At 74.4% G+C, this 26,356-nt stretch carries 21 protein-coding genes and 4 tRNA genes; 10 read left to right on the top strand and 15 right to left on the bottom strand.

Going from position 1 to position 26,356, the window contains the following annotated elements; all coding sequences use genetic code 11:
- Window positions 1–51: 51 nt before the first annotated feature.
- The 8 genes from ACTHLI_RS00200 to ACTHLI_RS00235 all read right to left on the bottom strand — a co-directional run bounded on the left by ACTHLI_RS00200 (window position 52) and on the right by ACTHLI_RS00235 (window position 9,543).
- Entirely contained in the window at window positions 52–711 is a 660-nt protein-coding gene (locus ACTHLI_RS00200; protein ID WP_440180588.1) for a hypothetical protein, read from the bottom strand.
- Between the two features lie 29 nt (window positions 712–740).
- On the bottom strand, window positions 741–2,003 hold the full coding sequence (locus ACTHLI_RS00205) for a sulfate adenylyltransferase subunit 1 (RefSeq protein ID WP_440180589.1): 1,263 nt from the start codon (window positions 2,001–2,003) through the stop codon (window positions 741–743).
- Window positions 2,003–2,917, bottom strand: a complete 915-nt coding sequence (gene cysD, locus ACTHLI_RS00210; RefSeq protein ID WP_440180591.1) for a sulfate adenylyltransferase subunit CysD — start codon at window positions 2,915–2,917, stop codon at window positions 2,003–2,005. The genes ACTHLI_RS00205 and cysD overlap by 1 nt, the downstream gene beginning before the upstream one ends.
- A complete protein-coding gene (locus ACTHLI_RS00215) occupies window positions 2,914–3,690 on the bottom strand; it encodes an inositol monophosphatase family protein (RefSeq protein WP_440180593.1) in 777 nt (258 codons plus the stop codon). The genes cysD and ACTHLI_RS00215 overlap by 4 nt, the downstream gene beginning before the upstream one ends.
- Window positions 3,687–4,880 (bottom strand): adenylyl-sulfate kinase, encoded by a 1,194-nt coding sequence (gene cysC, locus ACTHLI_RS00220; RefSeq protein ID WP_440180595.1) that lies wholly within the window; start codon window positions 4,878–4,880, stop codon window positions 3,687–3,689. The genes ACTHLI_RS00215 and cysC overlap by 4 nt, the downstream gene beginning before the upstream one ends.
- Window positions 4,873–5,808, bottom strand: a complete 936-nt coding sequence (locus ACTHLI_RS00225) for a sulfite exporter TauE/SafE family protein (RefSeq protein WP_440180597.1) — start codon at window positions 5,806–5,808, stop codon at window positions 4,873–4,875. Before ACTHLI_RS00225 ends, cysC begins: the two co-directional genes overlap by 8 nt.
- Window positions 5,809–5,992: 184 nt before the next feature.
- On the bottom strand, window positions 5,993–7,444 hold the full coding sequence (locus tag ACTHLI_RS00230) for a hypothetical protein (protein WP_440180598.1): 1,452 nt from the start codon (window positions 7,442–7,444) through the stop codon (window positions 5,993–5,995).
- Between the two features lie 44 nt (window positions 7,445–7,488).
- Window positions 7,489–9,543 carry a glycosyltransferase gene (locus ACTHLI_RS00235; RefSeq protein ID WP_440180600.1) on the bottom strand — a complete coding sequence of 685 codons (2,055 nt, stop codon included), beginning with the start codon at window positions 9,541–9,543 and terminating at the stop codon, window positions 7,489–7,491.
- Window positions 9,544–9,739: 196 nt separating this feature from the next.
- Between ACTHLI_RS00235 and ACTHLI_RS00240 the strand changes: the two genes are divergently transcribed.
- Entirely contained in the window at window positions 9,740–10,927 is a 1,188-nt protein-coding gene (locus ACTHLI_RS00240) for a hypothetical protein (protein ID WP_440180602.1), read from the top strand.
- On the opposite strand, the gene ACTHLI_RS00245 is transcribed toward ACTHLI_RS00240, so the two are convergent.
- Window positions 10,924–12,654 (bottom strand): hypothetical protein, encoded by a 1,731-nt coding sequence (locus ACTHLI_RS00245; RefSeq protein ID WP_440180604.1) that lies wholly within the window; start codon window positions 12,652–12,654, stop codon window positions 10,924–10,926. The genes ACTHLI_RS00240 and ACTHLI_RS00245 overlap by 4 nt on opposite strands.
- A gap of 132 nt (window positions 12,655–12,786) precedes the next feature.
- Here ACTHLI_RS00245 and ACTHLI_RS00250 point away from each other — a divergent pair, with 132 nt between their 5' ends.
- Window positions 12,787–14,466 (top strand): hypothetical protein, encoded by a 1,680-nt coding sequence (locus tag ACTHLI_RS00250; RefSeq protein ID WP_440180605.1) that lies wholly within the window; start codon window positions 12,787–12,789, stop codon window positions 14,464–14,466.
- Between the two features lie 55 nt (window positions 14,467–14,521).
- On the opposite strand, the gene ACTHLI_RS00255 is transcribed toward ACTHLI_RS00250, so the two are convergent.
- From ACTHLI_RS00255 to ACTHLI_RS00265, 3 genes are all read right to left on the bottom strand, one after another.
- A tRNA-Val gene (locus ACTHLI_RS00255) sits at window positions 14,522–14,596 on the bottom strand.
- A 23-nt stretch (window positions 14,597–14,619) separates the two neighbouring features.
- A tRNA-Cys gene (locus ACTHLI_RS00260) sits at window positions 14,620–14,690 on the bottom strand.
- 47 nt (window positions 14,691–14,737) lie between these two features.
- Window positions 14,738–14,809, bottom strand: a tRNA-Gly gene (locus ACTHLI_RS00265).
- Window positions 14,810–14,939: 130 nt separating this feature from the next.
- Here ACTHLI_RS00265 and ACTHLI_RS00270 point away from each other — a divergent pair.
- Window positions 14,940–15,012 (top strand) — tRNA-Val (locus tag ACTHLI_RS00270).
- 287 nt (window positions 15,013–15,299) lie between these two features.
- On the opposite strand, the gene ACTHLI_RS00275 is transcribed toward ACTHLI_RS00270, so the two are convergent.
- Together ACTHLI_RS00275 and zapE are read right to left on the bottom strand one after the other, a co-directional pair.
- Entirely contained in the window at window positions 15,300–16,595 is a 1,296-nt protein-coding gene (locus ACTHLI_RS00275; protein ID WP_440180607.1) for an ammonium transporter, read from the bottom strand.
- Window positions 16,596–16,810: 215 nt separating this feature from the next.
- A complete protein-coding gene (gene zapE, locus ACTHLI_RS00280) occupies window positions 16,811–17,776 on the bottom strand; it encodes a cell division protein ZapE (RefSeq protein ID WP_440180627.1) in 966 nt (321 codons plus the stop codon).
- 196 nt (window positions 17,777–17,972) lie between these two features.
- Here zapE and ACTHLI_RS00285 point away from each other — a divergent pair, with 196 nt between their 5' ends.
- From ACTHLI_RS00285 to ACTHLI_RS00295, 3 genes are read left to right on the top strand one after another with little or no spacing between them, the layout of a single operon-like run.
- Window positions 17,973–18,878: a sulfurtransferase gene (locus ACTHLI_RS00285; protein ID WP_440180609.1), complete on the top strand. Its 906-nt coding sequence runs from the start codon at window positions 17,973–17,975 to the stop codon at window positions 18,876–18,878.
- Window positions 18,875–19,288, top strand: a complete 414-nt coding sequence (locus tag ACTHLI_RS00290; RefSeq protein ID WP_440180611.1) for a SufE family protein — start codon at window positions 18,875–18,877, stop codon at window positions 19,286–19,288. The genes ACTHLI_RS00285 and ACTHLI_RS00290 overlap by 4 nt, the downstream gene beginning before the upstream one ends.
- A 3-nt stretch (window positions 19,289–19,291) precedes the next feature.
- Entirely contained in the window at window positions 19,292–19,999 is a 708-nt protein-coding gene (locus ACTHLI_RS00295) for a dihydrofolate reductase family protein (RefSeq protein WP_440180612.1), read from the top strand.
- Here the strand turns inward: ACTHLI_RS00295 and ACTHLI_RS00300 are convergent.
- A complete protein-coding gene (locus tag ACTHLI_RS00300) occupies window positions 19,908–21,134 on the bottom strand; it encodes an alpha/beta hydrolase (protein ID WP_440180614.1) in 1,227 nt (408 codons plus the stop codon). The two genes, ACTHLI_RS00295 and ACTHLI_RS00300, sit on opposite strands and share 92 nt — an antisense overlap.
- Window positions 21,135–21,248: 114 nt before the next feature.
- On the opposite strand from ACTHLI_RS00300, the gene ACTHLI_RS00305 reads away from it, so the two are divergent.
- The 4 genes from ACTHLI_RS00305 to ACTHLI_RS00320 all read left to right on the top strand — a co-directional run.
- The gene (locus ACTHLI_RS00305) at window positions 21,249–21,830 is read left to right on the top strand and encodes a DUF3000 domain-containing protein (RefSeq protein ID WP_440180616.1); all 582 of its coding nucleotides are present in this window, start codon (window positions 21,249–21,251) and stop codon (window positions 21,828–21,830) included.
- Window positions 21,823–23,064, top strand: coding sequence for a ribonuclease D (locus tag ACTHLI_RS00310; protein WP_440180618.1), 1,242 nt, complete (start codon window positions 21,823–21,825; stop codon window positions 23,062–23,064). The genes ACTHLI_RS00305 and ACTHLI_RS00310 overlap by 8 nt, the downstream gene beginning before the upstream one ends.
- Before the next feature lie 89 nt (window positions 23,065–23,153).
- Window positions 23,154–24,380 (top strand): thiolase family protein, encoded by a 1,227-nt coding sequence (locus tag ACTHLI_RS00315; RefSeq protein WP_440180620.1) that lies wholly within the window; start codon window positions 23,154–23,156, stop codon window positions 24,378–24,380.
- Window positions 24,377–26,356 (top strand): 3-hydroxyacyl-CoA dehydrogenase NAD-binding domain-containing protein (locus ACTHLI_RS00320; RefSeq protein ID WP_440180622.1); only part of this gene is annotated, 1,980 nt, incomplete at its 3' end. The genes ACTHLI_RS00315 and ACTHLI_RS00320, both read left to right, overlap by 4 nt.

A 26,356-nucleotide genomic window follows, 5' to 3' on the forward strand; every position in this document is an offset into this window, starting at 1 on the left:
CGGTGGCGCTCACGTCGACGTTCCTCCTCGGTCGGGGTGCGGTCCTCAAGCCTAGGCGCCGCGCATCGGACGGTCCGACCCGCCGAGCAGGCGCCGCCACCAGGGGCGGCGCGGCGGGGGCACGGGGATCCTCGGCGCCTCCCCCCGCACGGCCGCCTCGAGCGCGGGGAGGTCGACCGTGGCGATCAGGCGCAGCCGCTGCTGCAGTCGCGCCGCGTCCTCCACATGGGCCACCGGGTCGCCGCTGACCGCGCGCGTGAGCGCCGCATCGATCTCCTCCTGCGCATCGCGTCGCGCCGCCTCGAGGAGCGCGGCCACCTGCGTGGCGTCGTTCTCCCAGCTGAGCAGCCGCCTCGCCACCAGGCGGTACACCCGGCGTCGTCGGTCCAGGTTGTCGGCGTCGGAGGCGCGGTAGTCGTGCTCGTGCAGCGCGCTGCCCTCCGTCAGCCTGGCGACCGAGGCCTCCTGCTCCATCCGCCTGGCGGATCCCTCCGCCTCGATGCGGAGGGATCCGAGCGCGAGCCGCACCTCGTCCGCCCACGCGGCGGGGTCCACCGAGCCCTCCGCGGTGACCGTGTCGACGATGATCCGGTTCTTCAGGCGCATCCGGGTCGCGTACTCCGCGAGCAGGAGCCCCTCGTCGGCCTCCTCCTCGACGGCGCGCCGCACCCACACGGGTCCGGTCAGATCGTCCGGCACGCGCTCGCTCATCGCCTCCCCCTGCCGGCCGGCGACCGCGGTCAGGCGCCGTGCGCCCCCGTGAGGAGGCCGGCGGCCACCGTCCGGTTCGTCGACTCGTCCACCAGGATGAACGATCCCGTCGTGCGATTGTCCTGGTAGGCGTCGACGAACAGCGGGGTGGTGGTGCGGAGGCGCACCCGTCCGATCTCGTTGAGCCCCAGCTGTGTCGCCTCCAGGTCGCGGTGGAGGGTGTTCACGTCGACCCGGTAGGCGATCTCGGCGACCTTCGCTCGCGCCCACCTGGTCGTGTGCTTGAGGCTGTAGATCCGCCCGGCGGTGAGCGGGGCGCGCTCGTCCATCCAGCACAGCTGCGCGTCGAGGTTCTGCGTCGCGGTCGCCGCGTTCGCGGGCCGGCAGAGCATGTCGCCTCGGCTCACGTCGATCTCGTCCGTCAGCCGCACCACCACGGACATCGGCGGGTACGCCTCGTCGACCGGACCGGTCGGCCCGTCGATGCCCGCGACCGTCGTCTCGAACCCGCTCGGCAGCACGACCACGCGGTCGCCCGGCTTCAGCACGCCGGACGCCATCGTGCCCGCGAACCCGCGGTAGTCGACCGCCGTGGCCGACTGCGGGCGGATGACGTACTGCACCGGGAACCGCACGTCGACGAGGTTGCGGTCCGACGACACGTGCACGCGCTCGAGATGACCGAGCAGCGTGCTCCCCTCGTACCAGGGCATGTGGGCGCTCCGGTCCACGACGTTGTCGCCGAGCAGCGCCGACACCGGGATGAAGGTCAGGTCGTGGATCCTGAGCCGGCTCGCGAAGTCCGAGAACTCCTGCGCGATGCGCTCGAACACCTCCTGGTCCCAGTCGACGAGGTCCATCTTGTTGACGAGCAGGACGAGGTGCGGCACCCCGAGCAGGCTCGCCAGGAACGCGTGCCGCCTCGACTGCTCCGAGACGCCCTTGCGCGCATCCACGAGGATCAGGGCGACATCGGCGGTGGACGCGCCCGTCACCATGTTGCGCGTGTACTGCACGTGGCCAGGCGTGTCGGCGACGATGAACTTCCGCTTCGGCGTCGCGAAGTAGCGGTACGCCACGTCGATCGTGATGCCCTGCTCCCGCTCGGCGCGGAGGCCGTCGGTGAGCAGCGCCAGGTCGGTGTAATCGTCGCCGCGCTCGCGGCTGACGCGTTCGACGCTCTCGAGGTGGTCGTCGAACAGCGACTTCGAGTCGTACAGCAGCCGCCCGATCAGCGTGCTCTTGCCGTCGTCGACGCTGCCTGCGGTGGCGAAGCGGACCAGGTCGGCCATCAGAAGTACCCCTCTCGCTTGCGGTCCTCCATCGCGGCCTCGCTCACCCGGTCGTCGGCGCGGGGGGCGCCGCGCGCGGTGACCCGCGCCGCGGCGATCTCGGCGACGACCGCGTGCACGTCGGCGGCGTCGGACGCCACCGCGGCGGTCAGATTGGCGTCGCCCATGGTGCGGTAGCGCACGGAGCGCCGCTGACTCGTCTCCCCGTCCAGGAGGGGGACGAACTCGTTCACCGCGTAGAGCATCCCGCCCCGGTCGATCACCTCCCGCTCGGCCGCGTAGTACAGCGACGGCAGGGGGATCCCCTCCGCCTCGATGTAGCTCCAGATGTCGAGCTCGGTCCAGTTCGACAGCGGGAAGACCCGGATCGACTCCCCCGCGTGCACGCGGCCGTTGTAGAGCGACCACACCTCCGGGCGCTGGTCCTTCGGGTCCCACTGACCGAACTCGTCGCGGAAGGAGAAGACCCGCTCCTTCGCCCGCGCCTTCTCCTCGTCGCGCCGCGCGCCGCCGAACAGCGCGTCGAACCCGTTCGCCTCGGCGGCCTCGAGCAGCACCGGGGTCTGGATCCGGTTGCGGGAGCCGTTCGGCTCCTCCTGCACGAGCCCCCGCCGGATGGCGTCCGGCACGGAGGCGATGACGAGCCGCAGCTCCTGCGCCGCGACCCACTCGTCGCGGAACGCGATGACCTCGGGGAAGTTCAGCCCGGTGTCCACGTGCATGATCGGGAACGGCACCCGCGCGGGCGCGAACGCCTTCCTCGCCAGGTACGAGAGCACGACCGAGTCCTTGCCGCCGGAGAACAGGAGGCACGGCCGCTGCATCTCCGCGGCGACCTCCCGGATGATCCCGATGCTCTCCGCCTCGAGCGCCCGGAGGGTGGGGAGGGCGTAGCTCCTCGCGGTCGTGCTCATGCGTCCTCCTCCTGGTCGTGGATCCCCGCGATGGCGGCGAGCAGCAGCCCGGCGAGCGCGGGCGGGCACACCACGAGGTCGGGCAGCCACGGATCCGCGCGGTTGTACTCCAGCGCCCGGCCGTCGAGCCGGCTCGTGTGCAGGCCGGCGGCGCGCGCGACCGCGACCGGAGCCGCGGAGTCCCACGCGTACTGGCCGCCGCCGTGCACGTAGGCGTCGACGACGCCGTCGACGACCGCCATCGTCTTCACCCCGGCCGAGCCCATCGGGACGGTCTCGGCGCCCAGCCGATCGGCGAGCTCGGCGACCAGGGCGGGCGGGCGGCTCCGGCTCACCGCCAGCCGGAGCGGGCGGTCCCCTGCCAGCACCGGGTCGACGTCGCGGGCGACCGGCGCGGGGGTCGCCGTGGCGTGCACCGAGCCGGGCGACGCGACCGCGCCCGCGGTGAGCCCGGTGCCGCGCTCCCAGAGCGCGACGTGCACCGCCCAGTCGTCCCGGCGCTCGGAGAACTCCCGCGTGCCGTCCAGGGGGTCGACGATCCACACCCGGTCCGCGGCGAGACGCCGCGGACCGTCCGCCGCCTCCTCGGACAGCACGGCGTCGTCCGGCCGCAGGGCGGCGAGCCGTGCGGCGAGGAGGCGCTGCGCCGCGGCGTCGCCCGCGTCCTTCAGCGCCCGGCCCTCGAGGTCGGAATCGGCTTGGAGCGCCTCGAGCGCCGTGACGGCCTCCGCCGCCAGCGCCGCGGCGAGCGCCGCGTCCTCCGTGGTGGTCATCGCGCTCCCTCCCGCAGCACGGCGAGCACCGCCGCCGCCGCGTCGTCGACCGTGCCGATGGCGGTGTCGATGGTCACATCCGCGTCCGAAGGGGCCTCATAGGGCGACGAGATACCGGTGAATTCGGCCACCCGGCCGGCCCGGGCCGCGGCGTAGAGCCCCTTGCGGTCCCTCGCCTCGCAGACCTCGAGCGGCGTCGCGACGTGCACGAGCACGAACCGGGCCCCCGCCTCCTCGGCCATCCGCCGCACCTCGGCCCGGCCGGCCGCGAAGGGCGCGATCGGCGCCGCGATCGCCGCACCGCCCGCCCTGCCGATCTGCGCGGCGACCCACCCGATGCGCCGCACGTTGAGCGCTCGGCTCTCGGCGTCGAAGCCGAGCCCCGCGGACAGGAGCCGGCGCACCTCGTCGCCGTCCAGCACGCTCACCACCTCCCCGCGCTCCTCCAGCCGGGCGGCGACGGCTCGGGCGACCGTGGACTTGCCGGATCCGGACAGGCCGGTGAACAGGACGACGAGACCGCCCGCGTCCCGGCCGCGGTGGAACGGCAGCACCTCCGGGCTCAGCAGCGCGCGCGCCGCCCCGGCCGCGTCCGCCTCCAGGGCCGCGAGGGCGCGGTGCTCGTCGCTCTCCCCGAGCACGACGACCTCGTCGAGGCCGAGCGCGCCGGCCAGCCAGGTCGCGAGCGCCGCTCCGTCCGCGAGCGCGTCGGGGAGCGGGAGGACCCGCGGCGCCGCGTCGAGCGTCCACGGCAGCGCCACCACGATCGCCTCGCGCCCGGTCCTCGCCGCCCAGGCCTCGGCTGCGGCGTGGACGGCGGCGAGCAGGGGGCCGGCCTGGACGCCGCGGCGCTCGCGGCCGACGAGCGCGACCCAGGCGACCGGTCCCTCGGGCAGGGCGTCCGCGAGCGCGATCTGCGACCGGCTCGGCAGCACGTCGAGGACGAGCGCGGAACGCGCCGCGCGGACCGCGGGATCCTCCGGCCTGCTGGCCGGGGTCACGAGCAGCTCCGGCCGGGGCGCGAGCGGCCGCACGGCGCGGACGCCGCCGTCCTGACCGACCTCGGCGACGGGCGTGCGTTCGGGATCGGTGAGTACGGCCGACGACCGGAGGGGCAGCCGGGGGCCGCCGGGCAGCAGCGCGAGCTCGAGCAGGTCGAGGTCGGCGCCCGACACGACGAGGTCAGGCATGCCGCTCCTCGCACCTCGGGGTCGCCTCGCGCGCCGCACGGAGCGTCGCGCTGAACCGACGGCGCAGCACGATCCAGAGCGCGTTGCCGACGACGATCGCCGCGACGGCGGTCGCGATCACGACCGGTGTCGGCACGCCGAGGAGCTTCAGGCCGCTGGCGACGAGGAGCACCGCCAGCACGCGCCGGATGATCCCGCCCGGCACGCGCGAGGACAGCCAGGCACCGACGACGACACCCGGGATCGCGCCGATCAGCACCGAACCCGCGATGCCGAGGTCGACCGTGCCGGTGAGGGCGTGCCCGAGCGCCGCGGCGGCGACGAGCGGCACGGCCTGCACGAGATCGGTGCCGACGAGCTGCGAGGCCTTCATCGCCGGGTACAGCAGGAGGAGGACGACGATGACGACCGATCCGGCGCCGACCGAGGTGAGGCCGACCATGAGGCCCGCGAGCGCGCCGAGCGCGATCGTGGAGGCGGGACGGACGCGGACGGCGGGGCGCCCCATGCGGGCCGCGCCCTCGCCGAGCGGGGTGCGCGCGCGCACCATCTGCATCCAGGCGCGGACGATCAGCCCGGCGGCGGCGAGGAGCAGCGCGCCGCCGAGCAGCACGAGGAGCACCGACTGGACGCGGTCGCCTGGCAGCAGCGTCGTGGCGAAGGCGCCCACGAACGCGGCCGGCACGCTGCCGATCATGAGCAGCCCGACGAGCCGGAGGTCGACGGTGCGCCGCACGAGGTGCACGATCCCGCCGAACGGCTTCATGAACAGGCTGATCACGAGGTCGCTGGAGATCGCGGTGAGGGCGTCGACGCCGAAGAGGAACACGAGCACGGGCGTCATCAGCGCACCGCCGCCCATCCCGGTCAGGCCGACGAGCGCGCCGATGACGAGACCGACGACGGTCATCGCCGGGTCGATGCTCATGCGGCTCCAGCCAGGTCCAGCGGCTCGCGGGCGCGAGACGACGGGTGGGTCCCCGTCCACGGGCACGCAACCCGACGATCGGAGGACGGGTCCACCCGACGCGCCGATACCTCGCGAATCCATGGCTGGAACATGAACGACCGAGCGGCGCCTGGCGTGGCGACGCGCGCTGCGTCCCGCGCGGTCATCCGGCACGCTCCCAGAGCGACGCGGTGACGCCCTTCGCCCGTTCGGCCCGGACGAGCCGGTACCGCTCGGTCAGCAGCCGCGCCTCCTGGCCGATGCGCCGCGCGGCGTCGGGGTCGACCGGCAGGGCGCCGACGACCCAGACCCGCCGCGCGGCGAGCACCCGCTCCGCCACCGCGGGCCAGGACGACTCGATGCCGGTGAAGCTGCCGGCGGCGGCGGGCGGGACGGCGATCGCGACGTCGCGCACCCCGGCGAACCGCTCCGGGTACCCGAGCGCGGCCATCCGGAAGAACCGCCCGGCGAACAGCACCACGTCGCCCGGCCGCTTCTGCGCGGCGACGAGCGCGGTGGGCGGACCGAAGTCGAACTGGCGCGCCTGCGGGGACCTGACCCGCAGCTCGGCGCCGAGCTGGGTCGCAGGGAGCGCGACGCAGACCGCGACGGCGAGCACCGCCTCGACCCATCGTCGCCGGGTCGCCCCGGCGAGGACCCGGGCGACCGCCCCCGCGCCCGCGCCGGCGAGCACGGCGACCCCCGCCACGGTGTACAGCACGTAGCGCTCGGAGTAGTACGACTGCGGGCCGAGTCTCGACGCGATCGCCAGGATCGCGGGCGGCAGCAGCACCAGCGGGAGCGCGACCGCGGCGACCGCTCGTGGACGCGTGGCGGCACGGCGCGGGACGACCGCCCCGACGACCGCGAGGACCAGGACGAGCCCCATCGTGCCGGCGTCGGCGCCGAGGTCCGCCCGGGCGAGCGTGATCGCATCCGCGAACCCCGGGCGCCGGAGGAACGCGATCGCGGCCGCCTCCGTGCGGCTCACCAGGACGAGCGGGAGCACGAGCACCGCGACCACGACCGCGACCGCGGCCCACGCGGCGATCCGGCGTCGCCCCGGCTTCAGGAGCAGCACGGTCGTGCCGTGGGCCACGAGCGCAAGCACCGACAGCTCGTTCAGCCAGGCGGCCGCCAGCATGCAGAGTGCGTACCCGACCCATCGCGCACCGCGGCGGCGTCCCGGCTCGCCGCCGGCCACGAGCCCCGCGAGCAGCAGCGTGCCGAGGCACACGGCGCACAGCACGACCGCGTAGGAGCGGGCCGTCTGGGCGTAGTAGACGACGCTCGTCGACGCCGCCAGCAGCACCCCCGCGACCGCGGCGGCGACCGCGGAACCGGTCAGGCCCGCGGTGAGGGCGGCGACGCACACCGCGGCCGCCACCGACGCGAGCGCGGACGGCACCCGCAGCCACGTCGGGTCCGATCCGAGCGCCGCCCAGGCGTGCAGGAGGAGGTAGTACAGCCCGTGCACGGCGTCGATGTTCCCGAGCAGGTGGAACAGCTCGGGGACCGGCAGTCCCGCGGCCCAGCGGCTGGCCGACTCGTCGTACCCCAGGCCGGGCCGATCGAGGCCGACCGCGGCCGCCGCCGCGGCGGCGACACCGGCCACCGCGATGCCCGTGCGCCTCGCGATCGGCCGGTCGGCCGACGCGTTCAGTCGCTGCTCCGCAGCGTCTCGTCCCAGCGCTCGGGCGACGTCAGCTCGGGCATGGCGGCCCGGTAGACGGCCGCCAGCCTCCCCCACCGCCTCCAGAGCCGCGTGTGCAGCGCGACGCTGCTGGCCAGCTGACGCCGGAACCCCGCCGGGTCGCGGCGGTACCAGGCGACGCCCGTGCCGTCCGCGGCGGAGACCAGCACGCTGTCGAGGTCGGTGAGCCGCCACCACACCGCGTCCTGGTAGGCCACCTCCGACGCCGGGCTCGTCCTGGACGCGGCGCCGACCGGCATCACCAGCTGGTGCGCCGTCGCGAGCGCCGCCTTGACGAGGAGGTCGACGGGGTTGCGGGGGGCCCGGGCACCGCTCCGCTGGGGGCGCCGCTGACGGGCGGGCGGGAACTGCGCCGCGTCGGGGGCGAGCCCGGCGTCCGGCAGGTGCTCGGTGAGCGCCCGCAGCTCCGCGCGCTTGGTCGCCAGCCCGGCGTGCAGCGCCTCCGGCCCCGCGAGCACGTCCTCGATCGCCCGGATCCGGAGCGCCGCGGTGCTGTACTGCATCGACAGCAGGTGCTGGAGCTGCACCTGCAGCACCTCGCTGACGACCGCGCCGCCCCGCTCGAACGGCGAGTGCAGCAGCGCCGTGATGAGGCGGTTGCGCACGTGGAAGTACGCCTGCCAGTCCAGCTCGTCGTTCTTGTCCTCCCACGGGACGTGCCACGAGGCGACGCCCGGCAGGGTCACCGTCGGCACGCCCGCCTTCCGCGCCCGCAGGGCGAACTCGACGTCGTCCCACTTGATGAACATCGGCGCGGAGAGGCCGATCCGCTTCAGGACGCTCACCGGGATGAGGCAGGTCCACCACCCGGTGTAGTCGACGTCCACCCGACGGTGAAGCCACGGGGTGTGCCGGAGGCCGCGCCGGCCGAAGTCGTGCGACGGCCTGGTGGCCGGCGCGGGCCCCCACCAGAACCGGCGCGGCTCCACCGATTCCCCGAGCGCGTGCAGCACGGAGCGGTCGTGGAGCGAGAACATGTGGCCGCCGACGATGGTCGGGTCGGTGGCGAGCCCGGCGAACGCGACGGCGCGCAGCACGCCCTCCGGCTCGAGCTCGATGTCGTCGTCGAGCAGGAGCAGCTGGTCGCTCCGGTCCGCCTCGACGGCCTCGAGCATCGCCCGCGCGAAGCCGCCGGATCCCCCGACGTTGGCCTGCCGGACGAGTCGCAGCCGGTCGCCGAGCGGGGCCACCGAGACCGCCCACGCCGCCGTCTCGTCGGGATGCCGGTCGCCCTGGTCGACGAGGTAGACCGCGTCGAGGATCGCGAGGAGCTCGGGGCTCGACCCGATGGCGGCGAGCAGCTCGGTCACCGACTCCGGACGGTTGTAGGTGGTGATCCCGATGCTGATGCGCGCATCGGGCTGCGGCTCCACGGCGGTGGTCCACGCCGCCTCGTGGAGGCGCACCGGCCCGGCGCCGGCGATCACGTCGAACCAGTACCAGCCGCCGTCGGCGAACCCGTCGAGGGGCGCAGCCAGCGTGACGTCCTCGACGCCGCCGCGCAGGTGGTGCACGGCGACCCGGTGGCTGCGGCCGGACGCCGTCGAGCGGTAGAGCAGGACCGATCCCTCGCCCTCGACGCGGAGCTGCAGGCTCACGCGCCGCACGGGGGTCCAGCGGCGCCAGTATGCGGCGGGGAACGCGTTGAAGTAGGTCGCGAACGACACCCGGCGCTGCGCCTCGACGACGCACGAGCCCCGGCCGGCCGGTCCCGGGACCGCGCCGAAGCGCACGGAGTCCTGGGCGAGCCCGACCGCGGCGGCCCGCGTGCCCGAGTCCTCCGCCTGGGCGTCGGGCCGCCTGCGGCGGGGCTCCTCGCTCGGCGCCTCCATCCCCCGGTCGGGCCGCGTCTCCACGTACAGGGGCAGCACGTCCGGATCGGCGGTCGCGGAGGCGGGGAGCACCACCCGCTGCAGCACCGTGCGTCCCCGCACCGGTTCGACCGTGGCGGGGCCGCCGGTCCGGTGACCGATCAGGAGCTCCTGCTGCGCGGGGCTCACGCGATGCGACCCGTCGTCCTGCTGTGGCCCATGGGTGGTCTCCCTCCGGTGGCGCGCGAGGTGCACGCGTCGTGCCCTCCAGGGCGCCTCGCCGACGTGAACGGGCGGTGACGTCGACGTGACCGCCGGATTCCCCGTGGAGGGCCATCCGGTTGCCGCCCCGCCAGGGCCCCGCCGCGGCGCTAGCGTCCCTGGAATGTCAAGCCCGACGGGCACGGTCTTCCTGCAGATCGGCGAACCCAAGACCGGCACGACCTTCATCCAGCAGACGCTGTGGCACAACCGGTCGCTGCTCGCCGATCGGGGGCTGCTCCTCCCGGGCGCGACGCCGCACGACCACTTCCGCGCCACGCAGGACCTCCTCGGCATGCGGCGGGTCGACGGCGATCCGGCGCCCGCGTGGGAGGGGGCGTGGGAGGCGCTCGCCGCGCAGGCCGCGGCCGCGCCGGGCACCGCCGTGATCTCCCACGAGCTCATCTGCCTCGCGGACGAGCGCGGCATCGCGCGCGCGGTCGCCCCGTTCACGGGCGCGGAGCTGCACGTCGTGCTGTCCGTCAGGGACATGGTGTCGCTCGTGCCCGCCGAATGGCAGGAGACGGTCAAGCACCGCAGCACCGTGCCCTGGACCGAGTGGGTGTCGAGCGTGATCGACGTCGAGTCCGTCGACCCGGATCGGCGGCGGTTCGGGTTCTGGCAGGCGCACGACACCGCGGCGCTCCTCGAGCTGTGGTCGCGTCACGTGGACCCGAGCCGCATCCACGTCCTGACCCTGCCGCCGCCGTCCGCCCCGAGGAGCCTCCTGTGGGACCGCTTCGCGGAGCTGGTCGGGGTCGACGGCAGCGGCATCGATCTCGCGGGCGCTCGCGGGAACGCCTCCCTCGGCATCGCGGAGGCGGAGCTCCTCCGTCGCATGAACGAGCGGCTCGGCGCGGACGTGCCCGACTGGTTCTACATGCACGCCGTGAAGGAGCCGCTCGCGCACGGGGTCCTCGGGCAGCGGCCGCAGAGCGGCAGGCTGCGCCTCCCTCCGGAGCGGAGCGCCTGGGCCAGGGCCTACGGCGCCGACCTGGCGGACCGGATCGCGACGGGCCCCTGGAGCGTCGTGGGTGCGCCGGCCGAGCTCGTCGGTGCCGAGTCCGACGGGCCGGGACTCGGCCCGGAGGACGCCGACCCGGAGCAGGTGCTCGACGCGGCCGTCGCGGCGCTCGCCGGCGCGATCGAGCGCCAGTACCGCACACGCAGCCGTCCGGTCGACCTCCGGCTCGCGCTCGCCCGCGCGACGGTCCGCCGCATCCCGCCGCTCCGATGCCTCGCCGACAGGGTCCTCGGGGTCCGGCCGGCCGTCACGCGCCGCCTCGGGGTCGTCGCGCGCCCGGAGCGCTAGCCGGGCGACGCCGCCGGCATCGCGGTCACCGTCATCGTCGCCGGCCGATCGGTGAACACGACGAGCGACGCGAGCGAGCCGCTGCCCGCCGCGCGTCGCGCGACGGACGCGGACGGCGGCCGCAGCACGTAGTGGGCCGTGGCGCCCGGCGGCACGGCGAGCGGCCCGGAGCGGACCGGCCACCACGTCGACGGGGTCGTCCCCGCGGACCACAGGAAATGCGGTCGGAGGGCCGTCCCCGACCGGTTCGCGACCGCCACCTCCACCTCGGTCACCGCGCCTCCCGCCGTGCGCGCCGCGGCCGCGCGGACCACGAACGGGGCGGGGGTGAGCAGGGCGACCGCCACGAGCGCGGCGGCCGGCGCGAGCAGCAGCGCGATGAGCGCCGCGCCGAGTCGATCGGTGTGGACCGGCAGCGGGCGCCACGCCCCGTCGAAGGCTCCGCGCGGCACGGTCAGGGCCGTCACGATCCAGAGGCAGCTGAAGACGAGGAAGTACTCCCACGCCGAGCGCGGGCCGACGAAGAAGGGGGCGAACGGCAGCAGCGGCAGCGCGGGCGCGAGCCGTTCCGGCAGGAGGAGCATCCCGGCGAGCAGGCCGAGCAGCGCGGCGAGGCCCGCAGCCGTGGACGCCCACAGCGCACCGCTGCCGCCGGTGAGGAGCCGGGCGACCTCGAGGATCCCCTGGCCGTGCGGGATCGCACCCTGGGTGAGCAGCAGCAGCATGCCCTTCGCCCAGCGCACCGGCTCGGTGAGAAGGAACGGCGCGTTCAGGAGTACGCAGGCGCCCGCGGCGACGGCGGCGAACCGGGCGAGCAGACCCGCGGTCCGCCGCACGCCGACCTCCGGCAGCCGCAGCGACAGCAGTCCGGCGAGCAGGAACGGCACGAGGAACCACGCGAGCTGCTGCGTGCCGCACGCGGCCCCGAGCAGGACGCCGCGGAGCACCCCGCCCCGACCGAGCCGGCCGCCTTCACCGATCCGATGCCAGCGCACGAGCACCGGCACGAGCAGCGCCAGTGCGATCACGGACGGGAACCCGGCCCGGGCGTCGGCCGGCAGGACCTCCACCCCGAGCACGATGATCGTGACGAGGGATCGCCACTCGACCGGGACGGCGAGCCAGGCCGTCAGCGCGATCGCGAGCAGCGCGACGGTGCCGACGGCGGCGGGCGCGATCGACGCGTGGCCGGCCACGGCGCGGAAGCCCGCGACGAGCAGCACCGCGCCCGGCGGATACCCGTAGGTGTCGTCGATCCCGCCGTCCATCGTCGGCGTCACCGGGATGAGCCCGGTGAACAGGTGCGGCCACGGGGCGTCGTAGACCGGTGCGCCGCTCAGCAGGGCCCCGGCGGCGCGGTTCGTCAGCACGCCCTCGTCGCTCACGACGTGGTCGATCACGAGCAGGGCGATGGCCAGGACGGCGCCCGTCGCGAGCAGCGCGGCGTCGACGACCGCGGCCCAGCGCCGCGTCCGGACGCCGAACGCGACGATGCCGAGGAGGAGCAGCGCTGCGGTGGCCGCCACCGCGAGCAGCGTCCCGACGGTGTGCGTGACCTGGCTCCCCTGCAGGCGCCCGAGCGACGGGTCGACCGGTGCGGTCGCGGCGAGCCAGCAGCCGTGCGCCTGCACGAGCAGCAGCGCGACCGCCACGAGGGTCACCGCGCGACGAGCGGCTCCGATCCCGTCCTGCCGCACGGTGCTGGATCGCCTTCGCATCGCTGGCACCCGGCGACGATGCGGACCGGAGGTGGCCGCCGGGCGGCCGTCCGGTGTCCGGTTCGTGACGGGGTGCCGACGAACCCGCCGGGCGGCGGCCTCGAGGGCCTCCGTGACGATCGGCGTTCCTACACTCCGAGCGTGCGACCGCCCACGGAGCCGCCGGTGCCCGGACCCGGCCTGGTCGACGGCCCGCGCCGGGCGGTGAGCCTCGTCGGCGGCGTGTCGCTGCTCGCCGTACTCCTGCCGGCCTGGCGCACCACGGCCTCGACCCCGTCCGGCGCCGTGCTTGTGCTCCTCGGCTTCTCCGCCGCGGTGCTGCTCGTCGTGCTCGCCTGCACCGTGCGGCGCCCCCGAGGGCTGGACCGGGTCGACGTCGCGGCGGTCGCGATGGCGGCGGTGCTGTTCCTGGGGCTCAGGAGGTCCTTCCTCGCGCCGGGTCATCTCGCCCAGGTCGCGAACGACGAGTCGTACCTCGGCCACTTCGCGCTTGCGACGCTCCTCGCGGGCGGCGACCCCTACCGCGCGGACTACCCGCAGCTGGCGCACCTCCCGGGCGGCACGGTGCTGTTCGACGGCGGCGTCGTCACGCGCTACTCGTATCCGCCGCTGACGCTCGAGCTCGGTGCCGTGCTGCACGTGCTGGCCGCGCCGCTCGGCGAGCCCTGGGTCGTGGCCGCGCTCGCGGTGGTCGCCGCCCTGCTGATCGCCTCCTTCGCGCTCCCGCGCCCGTACCGCGCCCTCGCCGTGCCGGTGGTGATGGGCTTCGGACTGCTCGACTCGTTCACCGCGCGCGGGTTCCCCGTCATCGTGGCCCTCCCCTTCCTGCTCGTCGTGGCCTGGCGCTGGGCGGACATCGGTCGGCAGGGGACGCTCGGTCGCCGTGGCACGGTGCAGGCGGTCGCGCTCGGCCTCGCGATCGGCGCGCACCAGCTGGCCTGGTTCGTCGCCCCGTTCGTCGTCGTCGCGGTCGCGGCGCTCCGGTGGCGGGAGCTCCTGCCGCGCCGGGCGCTGGCAGTGACCGGACGCTTCGCCGCGATCGCGGTCGGCGTCTTCCTCCTGCTCGACCTGCCCTTCCTCGTCCGGGATCCCGCGGCCTGGCTGTCGGGCATGCTCGCGGTGCTCACCCAGCACGCGCTGCCGTACGGCGCCGGGGCGGTCCTGCTGCCGCTCACGGTGCTCCGCCAGGCCGGGGACTTCTCGCTCTTCGGCGTCGCCACCGCGCTCGCGCTGCTCGGGCTGCTCGTGCTCACCGCGGCGCGGATCCGCCGTGTCGCGCCGGCCGTCGCCGTCTTCCCGGCCGCGGTCTTCCTGCTCAGCGCCAGGTCGAACGCCGCGTACCTGGTCGCCCTCGCACCCGTGTGGATGGTGTGGGCGAGCGCCGTGCCCCCGGCTCCCGCGGCGGGGTGGCCGCCTCCCGCGGCGCAGCGGAGACCGATCGCGCTCGCCGGCCGCCTCCTGGCGCCCGCCCTGCTCGCTGCCGCGCTCGTGGTCACGGCCGTCGCGGTCCTCCTGCCCGGACCGCTCGCGCTGCGGGCGCACGCTCCGCAGTCGACGGGCTCCGGCCCGGCGGTGATCACCGTCGACGTCACGAACCGCAGCGCGGCTCCGGTGCGCCCGCGCTACTCCGTCGGACGGCCGGGAGCGCTCGGCGCTCCGCTGCGGATCGTCACCGGCCCCCGGACGATCCCCGCGGGCGGGTCGGCGCGACTGGTCCTGGCGCCCGCCGGGAGCCGCACCCCGCCAGGCGGGACGGTGGTGTGGGCCGTCTCGACGACCCCGGATGCGTTCAGCTCGGGGCCGCTCCCGGCCGCCGGGTGAGCCGCCGCGTCGACCTCCGGAGAACGAAGAACCCCTGCCTGGGCAGGGGTTCCGATGGTGGGCGATACTGGGTTCGAACCAGTGACCTCTTCCGTGTCAGGGAAGCGCGCTACCACTGCGCCAATCGCCCGAGCGAAGCACAGGGCTTCGTCGAGGTGGGGACGGGATTCGAACCCGCGTACACGGCTTTGCAGGCCGTTGCCTCGCCTCTCGGCCACCCCACCACCGTGGGCTGACCTGTCGGCCCGCCGGGATCCGGCTGGTCCCACCGAGCGGATGACGAGATTCGAACTCGCGACCCTCACCTTGGCAAGGTGATGCGCTACCACTGCGCCACATCCGCATCGCCCCTCTCGGGGCGGGAACGACTGTAGCCGATCCTGAGCCGTGGTGCGAACCGTGCGACACGCCCCGTCCGCGTGCCGTGGGCGCTTCTTCGGCGCCTCCTCCGCTGTGGCATCATGGGTGGCCGCGGGCGATTGGCGCAGTTGGTAGCGCGCTTCGTTCACACCGAAGAGGTCGTCGGTTCGAGTCCGGCATCGCCCACCGCGGAAGCCCCGCTCCTGTCGCAGGAGCGGGGCTTCGTCGTCCGCGCTGGTGCCGAGCCCCCGCATCCGAGCACTTCGGCAGGCTGTTCTCGCGTGAGCAGGCTGCAAGCGGCTCCAGCAGCCTGCCGAGGTGAGCAGAGCCTGCCGAAGTGCTCAGCCCGCTCCGCCTCCGCCCTCCTGGGTGCCGACATACTCCGCCCGGCGGCCGAGGCGGAACAGGGCGCGGGGACGCGCGAAGGCCCGCCCCGGCGAGCCGGGACGGGCCTCGAGCAGGCCGAGCGGTCGCTAGGCCTTGACGGGGATGTCGGACTCGTCGAAGACGTAGCTCTCCTCGCCGTGGACGGTGGTGTCCACGCCGGCCACCTCGTCCTCGCTCGTGATCCGGAAGCCCATCGTCTTCTGGATGATCCAGCCGATGAGCGCCGCGGAGAAGAAGGAGAACACGGTCACCGCGAGGGCGCCGACGAACTGCTCACCGAGCGACGCCGGGCCGAAGCCGAAGAAGAGGCCGCGGCCGTTGCCGAAGAGGCCGATGAACAGCGTGCCGATCCACCCGCCGACGAAGTGGATGCCGACCACGTCGAGCGAGTCGTCGAAGCCGAGACGCCACTTCAGGTCGATCGCCACCGCGCAGACCGCGCCGACGAGGAGGCCGAGGACCATGCCCCAGAACGGCGTGAGGATGTTGCACGCGGGGGTGATCGCGACCAGGCCGGCGACGGCACCCGATGCGGCACCGATCGAGGTCGCCTTGCCGTCCTTGATCTTCTCGACGATCAGCCAGCCGAGCGTGGCCGCGGCGGGCGCGGCGAGCGTGTTGATCCAGGCGAGACCCGCGATGCCGTCGACCGCGGCCTCGGATCCGGCGTTGAAGCCGAACCAGCCGAACCAGAGCAGCGCGGCGCCGAGGAGGGTCAGCGGCACGTTGTGCGGCTTGACCATGCCCTTCGCGAAGCCGACGCGGCGGCCGAGCACGATGGCGAGCGCCAGACCCGCGGCCCCGGCGTTGATGTGGACCGCGGTGCCGCCGGCGAAGTCGTTCACGCCGATCCCCTGGATCCAGCCGCCGTCCGCGCCGAGGTTGAACACCCACGAGCAGACCGGGAAGTACACGAGGGTGACCCAGACGCCCGCGAACACCATCCACGCACCGAACTTCGCGCGGTCGGCGATCGCGCCGGAGATCAGCGCGACCGTGATGATCGCGAAGGTCGCCTGGAAGCCGGCGAACGCGAGCGAGTTCAGGTTCGGCGACAGGGTGCCGTCCGCCTTCGGGCCGAGGAAGTCGATCAGCCCGGCGTGCGCGAAGGGGCTGCCGATGACGTGCGGGATGATCCAGTCGCTGCCCTGGCTGAAGGACATCGAGTAGCCGTACAGGACCCAGAGGACGGCGACGAGCGCGATCGCGCCGAAGCTCATCATCATCATGCTGATGACGCTCTTCGCCTTGACCATGCCGCCGTAGAAGAACGCCACGCCGGGCGTCATCAGGAGCACGAGCGCCGCGGCCACGAGGAGCCACAGCGAGTTGACGTTGGTGGTGATCGCGTCCGTGGTCGCGTCGTATGCAATCGGGGCCATTGGAGCCGGGGACCTCTCTGTTGCGTGCGGGAGGGAGGTTCCGGTGCCGCGGCCGCTGCGAGCCGCCGCATTCGGGAGCGACGCACAGGAACCCGCGACGAGTGTCCCGGAGGCACGTTTCGCGGCCCGACGTCCCAGGTTTCCCGCGCGTTACGAATCGCCCGGGTGTGTGAACGCTGTGTTTCGAAGGCCCACGAGGACCCCAGGAGAGCGCTTCAGATCGACTCGGGCGCGGCGTGGGTCATGGCGACGAGGCGGGAGATGGCCCGGAGGTACTTCTTGCGGTAGCCCCCGGCGAGCATGTCCTCGCCGAACACGCGGTCGAGCGGCAGACCGCCGGCCACGATGCGGACCTGCGCGTCGTACAGGCGGTCGACGAGCGCGACGAAGCGCAGCGCCTCGGTCTGGCCGGGCAGTGCGCGGACGTCCAGCAGTCCGGCCGTGCGCAGCCCGTCCACCAGGCCGACGTAGCGCGCGGGGTGCACGGTCGCGAGGTGGGCGATGAGCGCGTCGAACTCGTCGACGGTCGTCCCGGGGTCGTCCGGGAGCGCCTCGACCGCCGCGTCACCCGCGACCACCGCCGACTCGGCGGCGTCACGCCGCCGGTAGTCGAGGCCGCCGATGCGCACGGTCGTGAACCGGTCGGCGAGGCCCTGGATCTCGCGCAGGAAGTCCGCGGCCGCGAACCGCCCCTCCCCCAGCGCGTTCGGGGGCGTGTTCGAGGTCGCGCCGATCCGGGTGCCACCGGCGACGAGCTCGCCGAGGAACCGGGACATCAGCATCGTGTCGCCGGGATCGTCGAGCTCGAACTCGTCGATCGCGATCAGGCTGGCGCCGGACAGGAGGCGGACCGCCTCCGCGTACCCGAGCGCTCCGACGAGCGCCGTGTACTCGATGAAGGTGCCGAAGTACTTCCGGCCGGGCGCGAGGTGCCAGAGCGCGGCGAGGAGGTGGGTCTTCCCCACGCCGAACCCGCCGTCCAGGTACAGCCCCGGGCGCTGCTCCTGGCCCTTCGGCGCCCTGCGGAACAGGCCTCCGGAGCGGGGCCGGCCCGACCAGCTCGCCGCGAAGGCCCTGACCGCCTCCACCGCGTCCGCCTGCGACGGGTGCTCCGGGTCGGGCCGGTAGTTCTCGAGGCGCGCGTCGGCGAACTGGCGCGGCGGCACGAGCGACGCGGCCATCCGCGCCGGATCGACCTGCGGGACGAGGTCCGCCAGGCGGCGGTGCGCGGTCACGGGCGCCACCGGGCGTCACAGAACAGGGCTCGCGGCACGGCGGTCACCTTCGGGTGCGTATGGTCGGATCGGCCGCGGGAACGGCCGAGGCAGCGTATCGCCGGCACCTGGCGGAGCCGGCCGGACGACCCGAGGAGGAACGATGGCGGTTGAGGACGACAGCACGAGGTTCGAGGCGTACGCGCATCCCGAACGGCTCGTGTCGACCTCGTGGCTGGCCGAGCACCTCGACGACCCGGGGCTCGTCGTGATCGAGTCGGACGAGGACGTGCTGCTGTACGAGACCGGGCACATCCCCGGCGCGGTGAAGGTCGACTGGCACACGGATCTGAACGATCCGGTCACCCGCGACTACCTCGACGGTGAGGGGTTCTCGGCCCTGTTCAGCAGGCTCGGCATCGCGCGCGACGCCACGCTCGTCGTCTACGGCGACAAGAGCAACTGGTGGGCCGCGTACGCGCTGTGGGTGTTCACCCTGTTCGGTCACGAGGACGTGCGGCTGCTCGACGGTGGCCGCGCGAAGTGGATCGCCGAGGACCGGCCGCTGACCCGCGCCGTGCCGGAGCGCCCGCGGACCGACTACCCCGTCGTGGACCGCGACGACTCGGGCGTCCGCGCCTTCCGCGAGGACGTGCTCGGGCACTTCGGCTCGCCCCTCGTCGACGTCCGCAGCCCGCTCGAGTACACGGGTGAGCGGACCACCGCACCCGAGTACCCGGAGGAGTCGGCGCTCCGCGCCGGCCACATCCCGACCGCGGTCAACGTGCCGTGGGGCAGGGCGGCCGCCGCGGACGGCACGTTCCGGCCGAGGGAGGAGCTCGAGGCGATCTACCAGGACGAGGCCGGCCTCACCCCGGGGGACGACGTCATCGCCTACTGCCGGATCGGTGAGCGCTCGAGCCACACCTGGTTCGTGCTCACGCATCTGCTCGGGTACGAGCACGTCCGCAACTATGACGGCTCGTGGACCGAGTGGGGCAGCGCCGTGCGGGTCCCGATCGTGCAGGGCGAGCAGCCGGGTGACGCACCTGCGACGCTGAAGGGATGACCACGCAGCTCGAAGCGATCCGCGAGGAGTTCCTCGCGGTGGAGCCCCGCGAACGCCTGCTCCTCCTGCTCGAGTACGCGGACGACCTGCCGCCGCTGCCCGAGCGGTTCGGGGACGCCCCCGAGCTCCTGGAACGCGTGCCGGAGTGCCAGGCGCCCGTCTTCGTGAAGGCCGAGCTGACGGACGGCGTCGTGCACGTGCACGCGACGGCACCGGCGGAGGCGCCGACCACGCGCGGCTTCGCCTCGGTGCTCGCGCACGGGCTCGACGGGCTGACGCGGGACGAGGCGCTCGCGACGCCGGACGACTTCCCCGACACGCTCGGGCTCACCGCCGCCGTCTCACCGCTCAGACTGCGCGGGATGAGCGGGCTCCTCTCGAGGATCAAGCGCCAGCTGCGCGAGGCCTGACGCGTGACCGCGGTCACCGACCTCCTCCGCTCCCCCGCGCCGGAGCACGAGCTCGAGGGCGACGCGCTCAGGGCGTGGCTCGCCGAGCGCTACGCCCTCGAGGGCGACGCCTGGGTGCGGGTGAACCTGGTCGCCGCGCTCGGCGGCCAGGTCGTCGGCGCGGACGGGACCTCCGACGCCCTCACGGGCGGCATCGACCGGGTGCTGCTCGCCGTGATCCGCAGCACGGCCGACGTCGTGCTCGTCGGGGCGGGCACCCTGCGCGCCGAGCGGCTGCGGATGCCGGCGCGGGCCGCGCTCGCCGTCGCGACGCGACGCGGGGACCTCGAGCCGGACCGGCTGCCTGCGCCGACCGCCGACGGCAGGCGCACGATCGTGCTGTGCCCGCCGCGTCCCGCCGGCGCGCTGCGCGCCCGGTTGGCGGACGCGGCGACCGTGATCGCCGTCGACGACCCGGCCGAGCATCCGGAGGCGCTCGTGGCAGCGCTGCGGTCAGAGGGCCTCCGGCGCATCGTCTGCGAAGGCGGCGCGGACCTGGCCGGGCGCCTGCTCGCCGCCGACGCCGTCGACGAGCTCGACCTCACCACGGCGCCCGTGCTGACCGCCGCGGGTCCGACCCTCAGTGCGCCGGGAGCGGCGGCGACGCTGACGGGGCTGCTGCGGGACGGGACGGATCGGCTGTACGCGCGCTGGCGTCTGCGGGGGCGCTGAACGCGTCGAGCGCGACCCGGTCGTCGTCGAGCCACGCCGTGACGGCGCCGTCCCAGCGCTCGGGGTCGAGGTTCCACAGCCTCGTGTGCCGCGCGCCGGCGAAGGGCACGAGGCGGACGAGCTCGGGTCGCGCCGCCGCGAACCGGTGCGCGACCTCGGGCGGGGCGACGCCGTCGTCCTCGCTCTGCAGGATCAGCACGGGCAGGTCGAGCTCGGCCGGGTCGGCCGACTCGGCCGGGTCGACGTCCATGGCCCGCGCGCCCAGGAGGCCGCCCCACCGGCTCGTGAGCAGTGAGAGGGCTCCACGACGCATCGGCTCGGGCACCGCGCCGCCGCGCGCGAGGAGCGCCTGCGCGCCGTCGAGCACCGGCGAGTCGAGCACGACGCCGCGGATCACCTCGCGCACGCGGGACCGGTGGGCGGTCGCGAGGACGATCGACGCCCCCGACGACCAGCCGAACAGCGCGACCTCGGTGGCGCCCTCGTCGAGCGCGTGCAGGATCGCGGACTCCACGTCCACCCACTCCGCATCCGTCAGCGCGTACCGGGCGGTGTCGCCCGCCGGCGCCTCGCCGTCCCCGCGGTAGGCGGGCAGCAGCACGCTCCAGCCCGCCGCCACGAGCGCGGGCACCGCACGGAGCGCCTCCTGCCGCACCGACGAGCGGCCGTGCACGAGCACGGCCCAGCGCTCGCCGCCGGGGATCACCCAGGCCGGCACGGCGCCCTGGGTCGTCTGCATCCGCTCGGAGCGGTACGGCACGCCGAACGCCTCCGGCGACAGCCACATCCACCCGTTGAAGCGCCCCTCGCGCGCCGCGGTCAGATCGCCCGTGTCGACGCCGAGCAGCTCCCGGAGCACGCCGTCCGCGTCGACCCCGATGATGGCCCCGACCCGCGCGTGCCCCCGCCCCTCCGCGAACCAGAAGCTGTACCTGCCTGGCAGCAGCGAGTCGGGCGTCGCGCCGAACCGGATGGTGCCGCCGGCGAGATCGACGCCGCGCACCGGGGTGACGCGCTGCGGGCGGGGCGAGGCCATCCGTCGCGCGGTCCCGGCCGTGAGGGCGCCGGTGACGAGCGCGCCCGCCGCCACGAGCCCGGCCGCGACCACGCGAGCCGGGTCGACGCGGGCTGCCATCGGCGCCTCCTCCAGCGTCGTGCGGTGCCGTCGAGGCATCGTACGGCGCACCGGGGAGGGCCGTCGCCCCGCGCGCCGACGGGCGCCGTCGGCCGCCGGCCCTAGTCTGGACCGGTGCCGAGCGCAACGTCGGCGCCCTTCGAGCAGGCGCGCGAGTCGATCGCAGCAGCACGGGTGCGCAACGACCTGATCGTGACGGAGATCCCGTCGCCGACCAAGGTGGCCCCGTTCTCGCTCGCGCTCGCGGGCGACGTGCGGCAGAAGGTGCACGGTGAGGATTCGGAGCTCGGCACCGGGCGGTTCATCCTGCTCCACGATCCGGCGGGCCAGGAGGCGTGGGACGGCGACTTCCGGGTGGTCTGCTTCGCGCAGGCGCCGCTGGAGACGGACATCGGCACGGATCCGTTCCTCGCCGAGGTGACCTGGTCGTGGCTCACCGACGCGCTCGAGGTGCGCGGCGCGGAGTACACCGCCGCGTCCGGCACCGCGACGACGATCGTCTCCTCCGGGTTCGGCGAGCTCGCCGACCAGGGCACGGGAGCCAAGGTCGAGCTGCGCGCCTCGTGGACGCCCACCGATCTGGACCTCGGGAAGCATGTGGAAGGCTGGAGCGAGTTGCTGTGCATGCTCGCCGGTCTTCCTCCGGCGGCAGAGGGAGTGAGTGTGTTGTCCGCACGACGAGCAGGGCGTGACTGACCCGGCCGATGGGGCCCCGCTTCCGGACGCGACGCCGGCCCAACCGGTCGCGGTGGTCGCCGATCGCGACGGCTACCTGGACGCGGTGCGGCGGATCGCCGAAGGCTCCGGGCCGATCGCCGTCGACGCGGAACGGGCGAGCGGCTTCCGGTACTCCCAGCGCGCGTACCTGATCCAGCTGTTCCGCCGCGGCTCCGGCACCGTGCTGCTCGACCCGATCGCCTTCGACGACCTGTCGGAGCTCGCCGACGCGATGCGCGACGCGGAGTGGGTGCTGCACGCCGCGAGCCAGGACCTGCCGTGCCTGCGCGAGGTCGGGCTCGAACCGGAGCGGGTGTTCGACACCGAGCTCGGGGCGCGGCTGCTCGGCTTCGAGCGCGTCGGGCTCGGCGCGGTCGTCGAGCGGCTCCTCGGCCTGCACCTCGCGAAGGAGCACTCCGCGGCGGACTGGTCCACCCGGCCGCTGCCGACGCCGTGGCTCGTGTACGCGGCGCTCGACGTCGAGCTCCTGCTCGACGTGCGGGACGCGGAGGAGGCGCTGCTCGTCGAGCAGGGCAAGACGCGGATCGCGGCGGAGGAGTTCGAAGCCGTCCGCACCCGCGAGGCGAAGCCGGCGCCCGCAGAGCCGTGGCGACGGCTCTCCGGCGTGCACACGGTGCGCGGCCCCAGGAACCTCGCGGTCGCCAGGGCCCTCTGGCAGGCGCGGGACGCGTACGCGCGGCAGATCGACGCGGCACCGGGTCGCCTGGTGCCGGACGCCTCCCTGGTCGCCGTCGCGCGGACCCCACCGTCGAGCAAGCGCGAGCTCGCCGGCATGCGCAGCTTCAGCGGGCGGGCCAGCCGCTCGGAGATCGACCGCTGGTGGCAGGCCGTGGAGGCGGGGCTCGCGGCGGAGGACCTGCCGGCCACCCGCGTGCCCTCCGACGCGCTGCCCCCGCCCCGCGCCTGGAGCGACCGCAACCCGGAGGCGGACCGCCGGCTGAAGGCCGCTCGTCCCGTCGTGGCGCGGATCGCGGAGGCGATGTCACTGCCCGCGGAGAACCTCCTACCGCCGGAGGCCCTGCGCCGCGTGTCGTGGGAGCCGCCGCAGCCCCCGTCCGCGGACGCGATCGCGGCGGCGCTCGAGCAGCACGCCGCCCGCCCGTGGCAGATCGTCGCTACGGCACAAGCGATCGCGGAAGCCTTTGTACAGGCCGAACAAGGCGCGCCCGACCCCGCCGGATCGGTCTCGTAGGTCTCCTGCAGCCGATTCGGCGCCCGGCGAGCGGCGCGGCAGGATCCTTGCGGCCCGATCCGACGGGCCACGTGAGGAGTCGATCAGGCGTGACGGAGCGCAGTGAGGTCGTGTTCGTCGACGGGGTGCGGACCCCGTTCGGACGGGCGGGCGAGAAGGGCATGTACTGGGGCACGCGGGCCGACGACCTCGCCGTCAAGGCGATGGTCGGGCTGCTGGAGCGCAACCCGCAGCTGCCGAAGGACCGCGTCGACGACGTGGCCATGGCGGCGACCACCCAGCAGGGCGACCAGGGCCTGACGCTCGGGCGCACCACCGCGCTCCTCGCGGGGCTGCCGCGCACCGTGCCCGGGTACGCGATCGACCGGATGTGCGCGGGCGCCATGACGAGCGTCACCACGGTCGCCGGCGCGATCGCCTTCGGCGCGTACGACGTCGCGATCGCGGGCGGGGTGGAGCACATGGGGCACCACCCCATGGGCTCGGGCGCCGACCCGAACCCCCGGTTCGTGAGCGAGCGGCTCGTCGGATCCGACGCGCTCGTGATGGGGGCGACCGCGGAACGGATCCACGACCGCTTCCCGCACCTCACCAAGGAGCGCTCCGACCGCTTCGCGATGCGTTCGCAGCAGCGGGCGCAGGCCGCGTACGAGGCGGGCCACATCCAGGCGGACCTGGTGAGCGTCGCGACCCGCTCCCCCGAGGGCTGGGGCCTCGCGGACCGCGACGAGGTGATGCGCCCCGACACCACGATGGAGGGCCTCGCGGCCCTCCGGACCCCGTTCCGCCCGCACGGCAACGTCACCGCGGGGAACGCGGCCGGCCTGAACGACGGCGCGACCGCGTCGATCATCGCGAGCGAGCACGCCGCGAAGGAGCTCGGGCTGAGCGCGAAGATGCGGCTCGTGAGCTTCGCGTTCGCGGGCGTCGAGCCGGAGGTGATGGGGCTCGGACCGGTGCCGAGCACCGAGAAGGCGCTCGTCAAGGCCGGGCTCACCATCGACGACATCGGCCTCTTCGAGCTGAACGAGGCGTTCGCGGTCCAGGTGCTCAGCCTCCTCGACCACTTCGGGATCGACGACGAGGACCCGCGCGTGAACCCGTGGGGCGGCGCAATCGCCTTCGGGCACCCGCTCGCCTCCTCCGGCGTCCGGCTCATGATCCAGCTCGCCCGCCAGTTCGAGCAGCACCCGGAGGTCCGCTACGGCCTGACCGCGATGTGCATCGGGCTCGGGCAGGGCGGCAGCGTCATCTGGGAGAACCCGCACTACGACCGACGGGCCGCCAAGAAGGCGCAGAAGGAGGCAGGCAAGTGACGGACGTGCTGACCGCCGACGACGAACTCGCCGCGCTCTCCGCCGACGAGGTGGTCACCGAGGCGTACCCGAGGGACGTCGTCATCCCGGGCGTCGGCGTGCTGGTGCTCGTGACGCTCGACAACGGGCGCGACCACACGCGCCCGAACACGTTCGGGCCGCGCGGGCTGCTCGCGCTCGAGCGGGTGCTGCTCGCGCAGAAGGAGCGGGCCGCGCGCGGCGAGATCGTGGGCCTCGCCGTGACCGGCAAGCCGTTCATCCTCGCCGCCGGCGCGGACCTGACCGAGGCGGCGCGCATCCCGAGCCGCGACGCCGCGCTCCAGCTCGCCCGCCTCGGGCACCGCACACTCGGTCACCTCGGCGACCTCGGCGTGCCGACGTTCGGCTTCATCAACGGCCTCGCGCTCGGCGGCGGCCTCGAGGTGCCCCTGAACGCCGACTACCGCACGATCGACGCCTCCGTCCCCGCCGTCGCGTTCCCGGAGGTGTTCCTCGGCATCGTGCCCGGTTGGGGCGGCTCCACGCTCCTCCCCAACCTGATCGGCATCGAGGCGGCGCTCAAGGTCATCGTCGAGAACCCGCTGAAGCAGAACCGCACGCTCTCGGCGCAGCAGACGCTCGAGCTCGGCATCGCCGACGTGATGTTCCCCTCCGCGGTGTTTCTCGAGCGGTCCATCGCGTGGGCCGGCGACGTGATCGCCGGACGGGTGCGCGTCGAGCGGCCGCACGTGCCCGGGAGACTCGAGCGCACCGTGAAGTGGGACGTCGCCATCCGGATCGCGAGGAAGAGCCTCGAGTCGAAGATCGGCACCGTGCCGAAGTCGCCGTACGCGGCGCTCGAGCTGCTCGCCGGGGCGAAGAAGGCGAAGGACCGCGCGGGCGTGCTCGCGGGCTTCGCCGCCGAGGACGAGGTCCTCGCCGACCTGCTCGCCGGCGACCAGGGGGCCGCGTCGCTCTACGCGTTCGACCTCGTGCAGCGGCGGGCGAAGCGCCCAGCAGGGGCGCCCGACAAGGCGTTGGCCCGGAAGGTGACGAAGGTCGGCGTGATCGGCGCTGGCCTCATGGCGAGCCAGTTCGCCCTCCTGTTCGCCCGGCGGCTGAAGGTGCCGGTGCTCATCACCGACCTCGACCAGGTCCGGGTGGACCGCGGGCTCGAGCACATCCGCGCTGAGATCCAGAAGCTCGCCGATCGCGGCCGGGTGAACCCGGACGAGGCGAACCGGCTGCGCGCGAGCATCTCCGGCACCACCGACCTCGCCGAGTACGCGGACTGCGACTGGGTGATCGAGGCCGTCTTCGAGGACCTGGCCGTGAAGCGGCAGGTCTTCGCGAACGTCGAGCCCCATCTCTCCCCCGAGGCCGTGCTCGCGACGAACACCTCGTCGCTGTCGGTCGACGAGATCGGGGCGGAGCTCGCGCACCCGGAGCGCCTGGTCGGCTTCCACTTCTTCAACCCGGTCGCCGTGATGCCGCTCATCGAGGTCGTGCGGGCGTCGAAGACGGACGACGCCACCCTGTCGACCGCGATGGCCGTCGCGAAGAACCTGCGGAAGAACGCGGTGATCACGAAGGACGCCCCGGGGTTCGTCGTGAACCGGGTGCTCGCGAAGGTCCTCGGCGAGGCGATGCACGCCGTCGACACCGGGACCCCGTTCGAGGTCGTCGACCACGCGCTCGACCCGTTCGGGCTCCCGATGACGCCGTTCGAGCTCCTCGACCTCGTCGGGCTGCAGGTCGGCGCGCACGTGCTGGACACGCACCACGCCGCGTTCCCGGAGCGGTTCTTCGAGTCCGCGAACCTGCACGCGCTCGCCGAAGCCGGGGTGCTGCTCGAGAAGGACGACAAGGGCGAAGTGAAGGGCTTCGACAAGCGGGCGCTCGCGCTCGTGAAGCGCTCGCTGCCGAAGGACGCGGCCCCGATGACGGCGGAGGCGTTCCGCCTCCGGGTGGAGGACGGGCTGGCGGACGAGATCCAC

Source organism: Amnibacterium sp., from assembly GCF_051956055.1.
Classification (GTDB): Bacteria; Actinomycetota; Actinomycetes; order Actinomycetales; family Microbacteriaceae; genus Amnibacterium.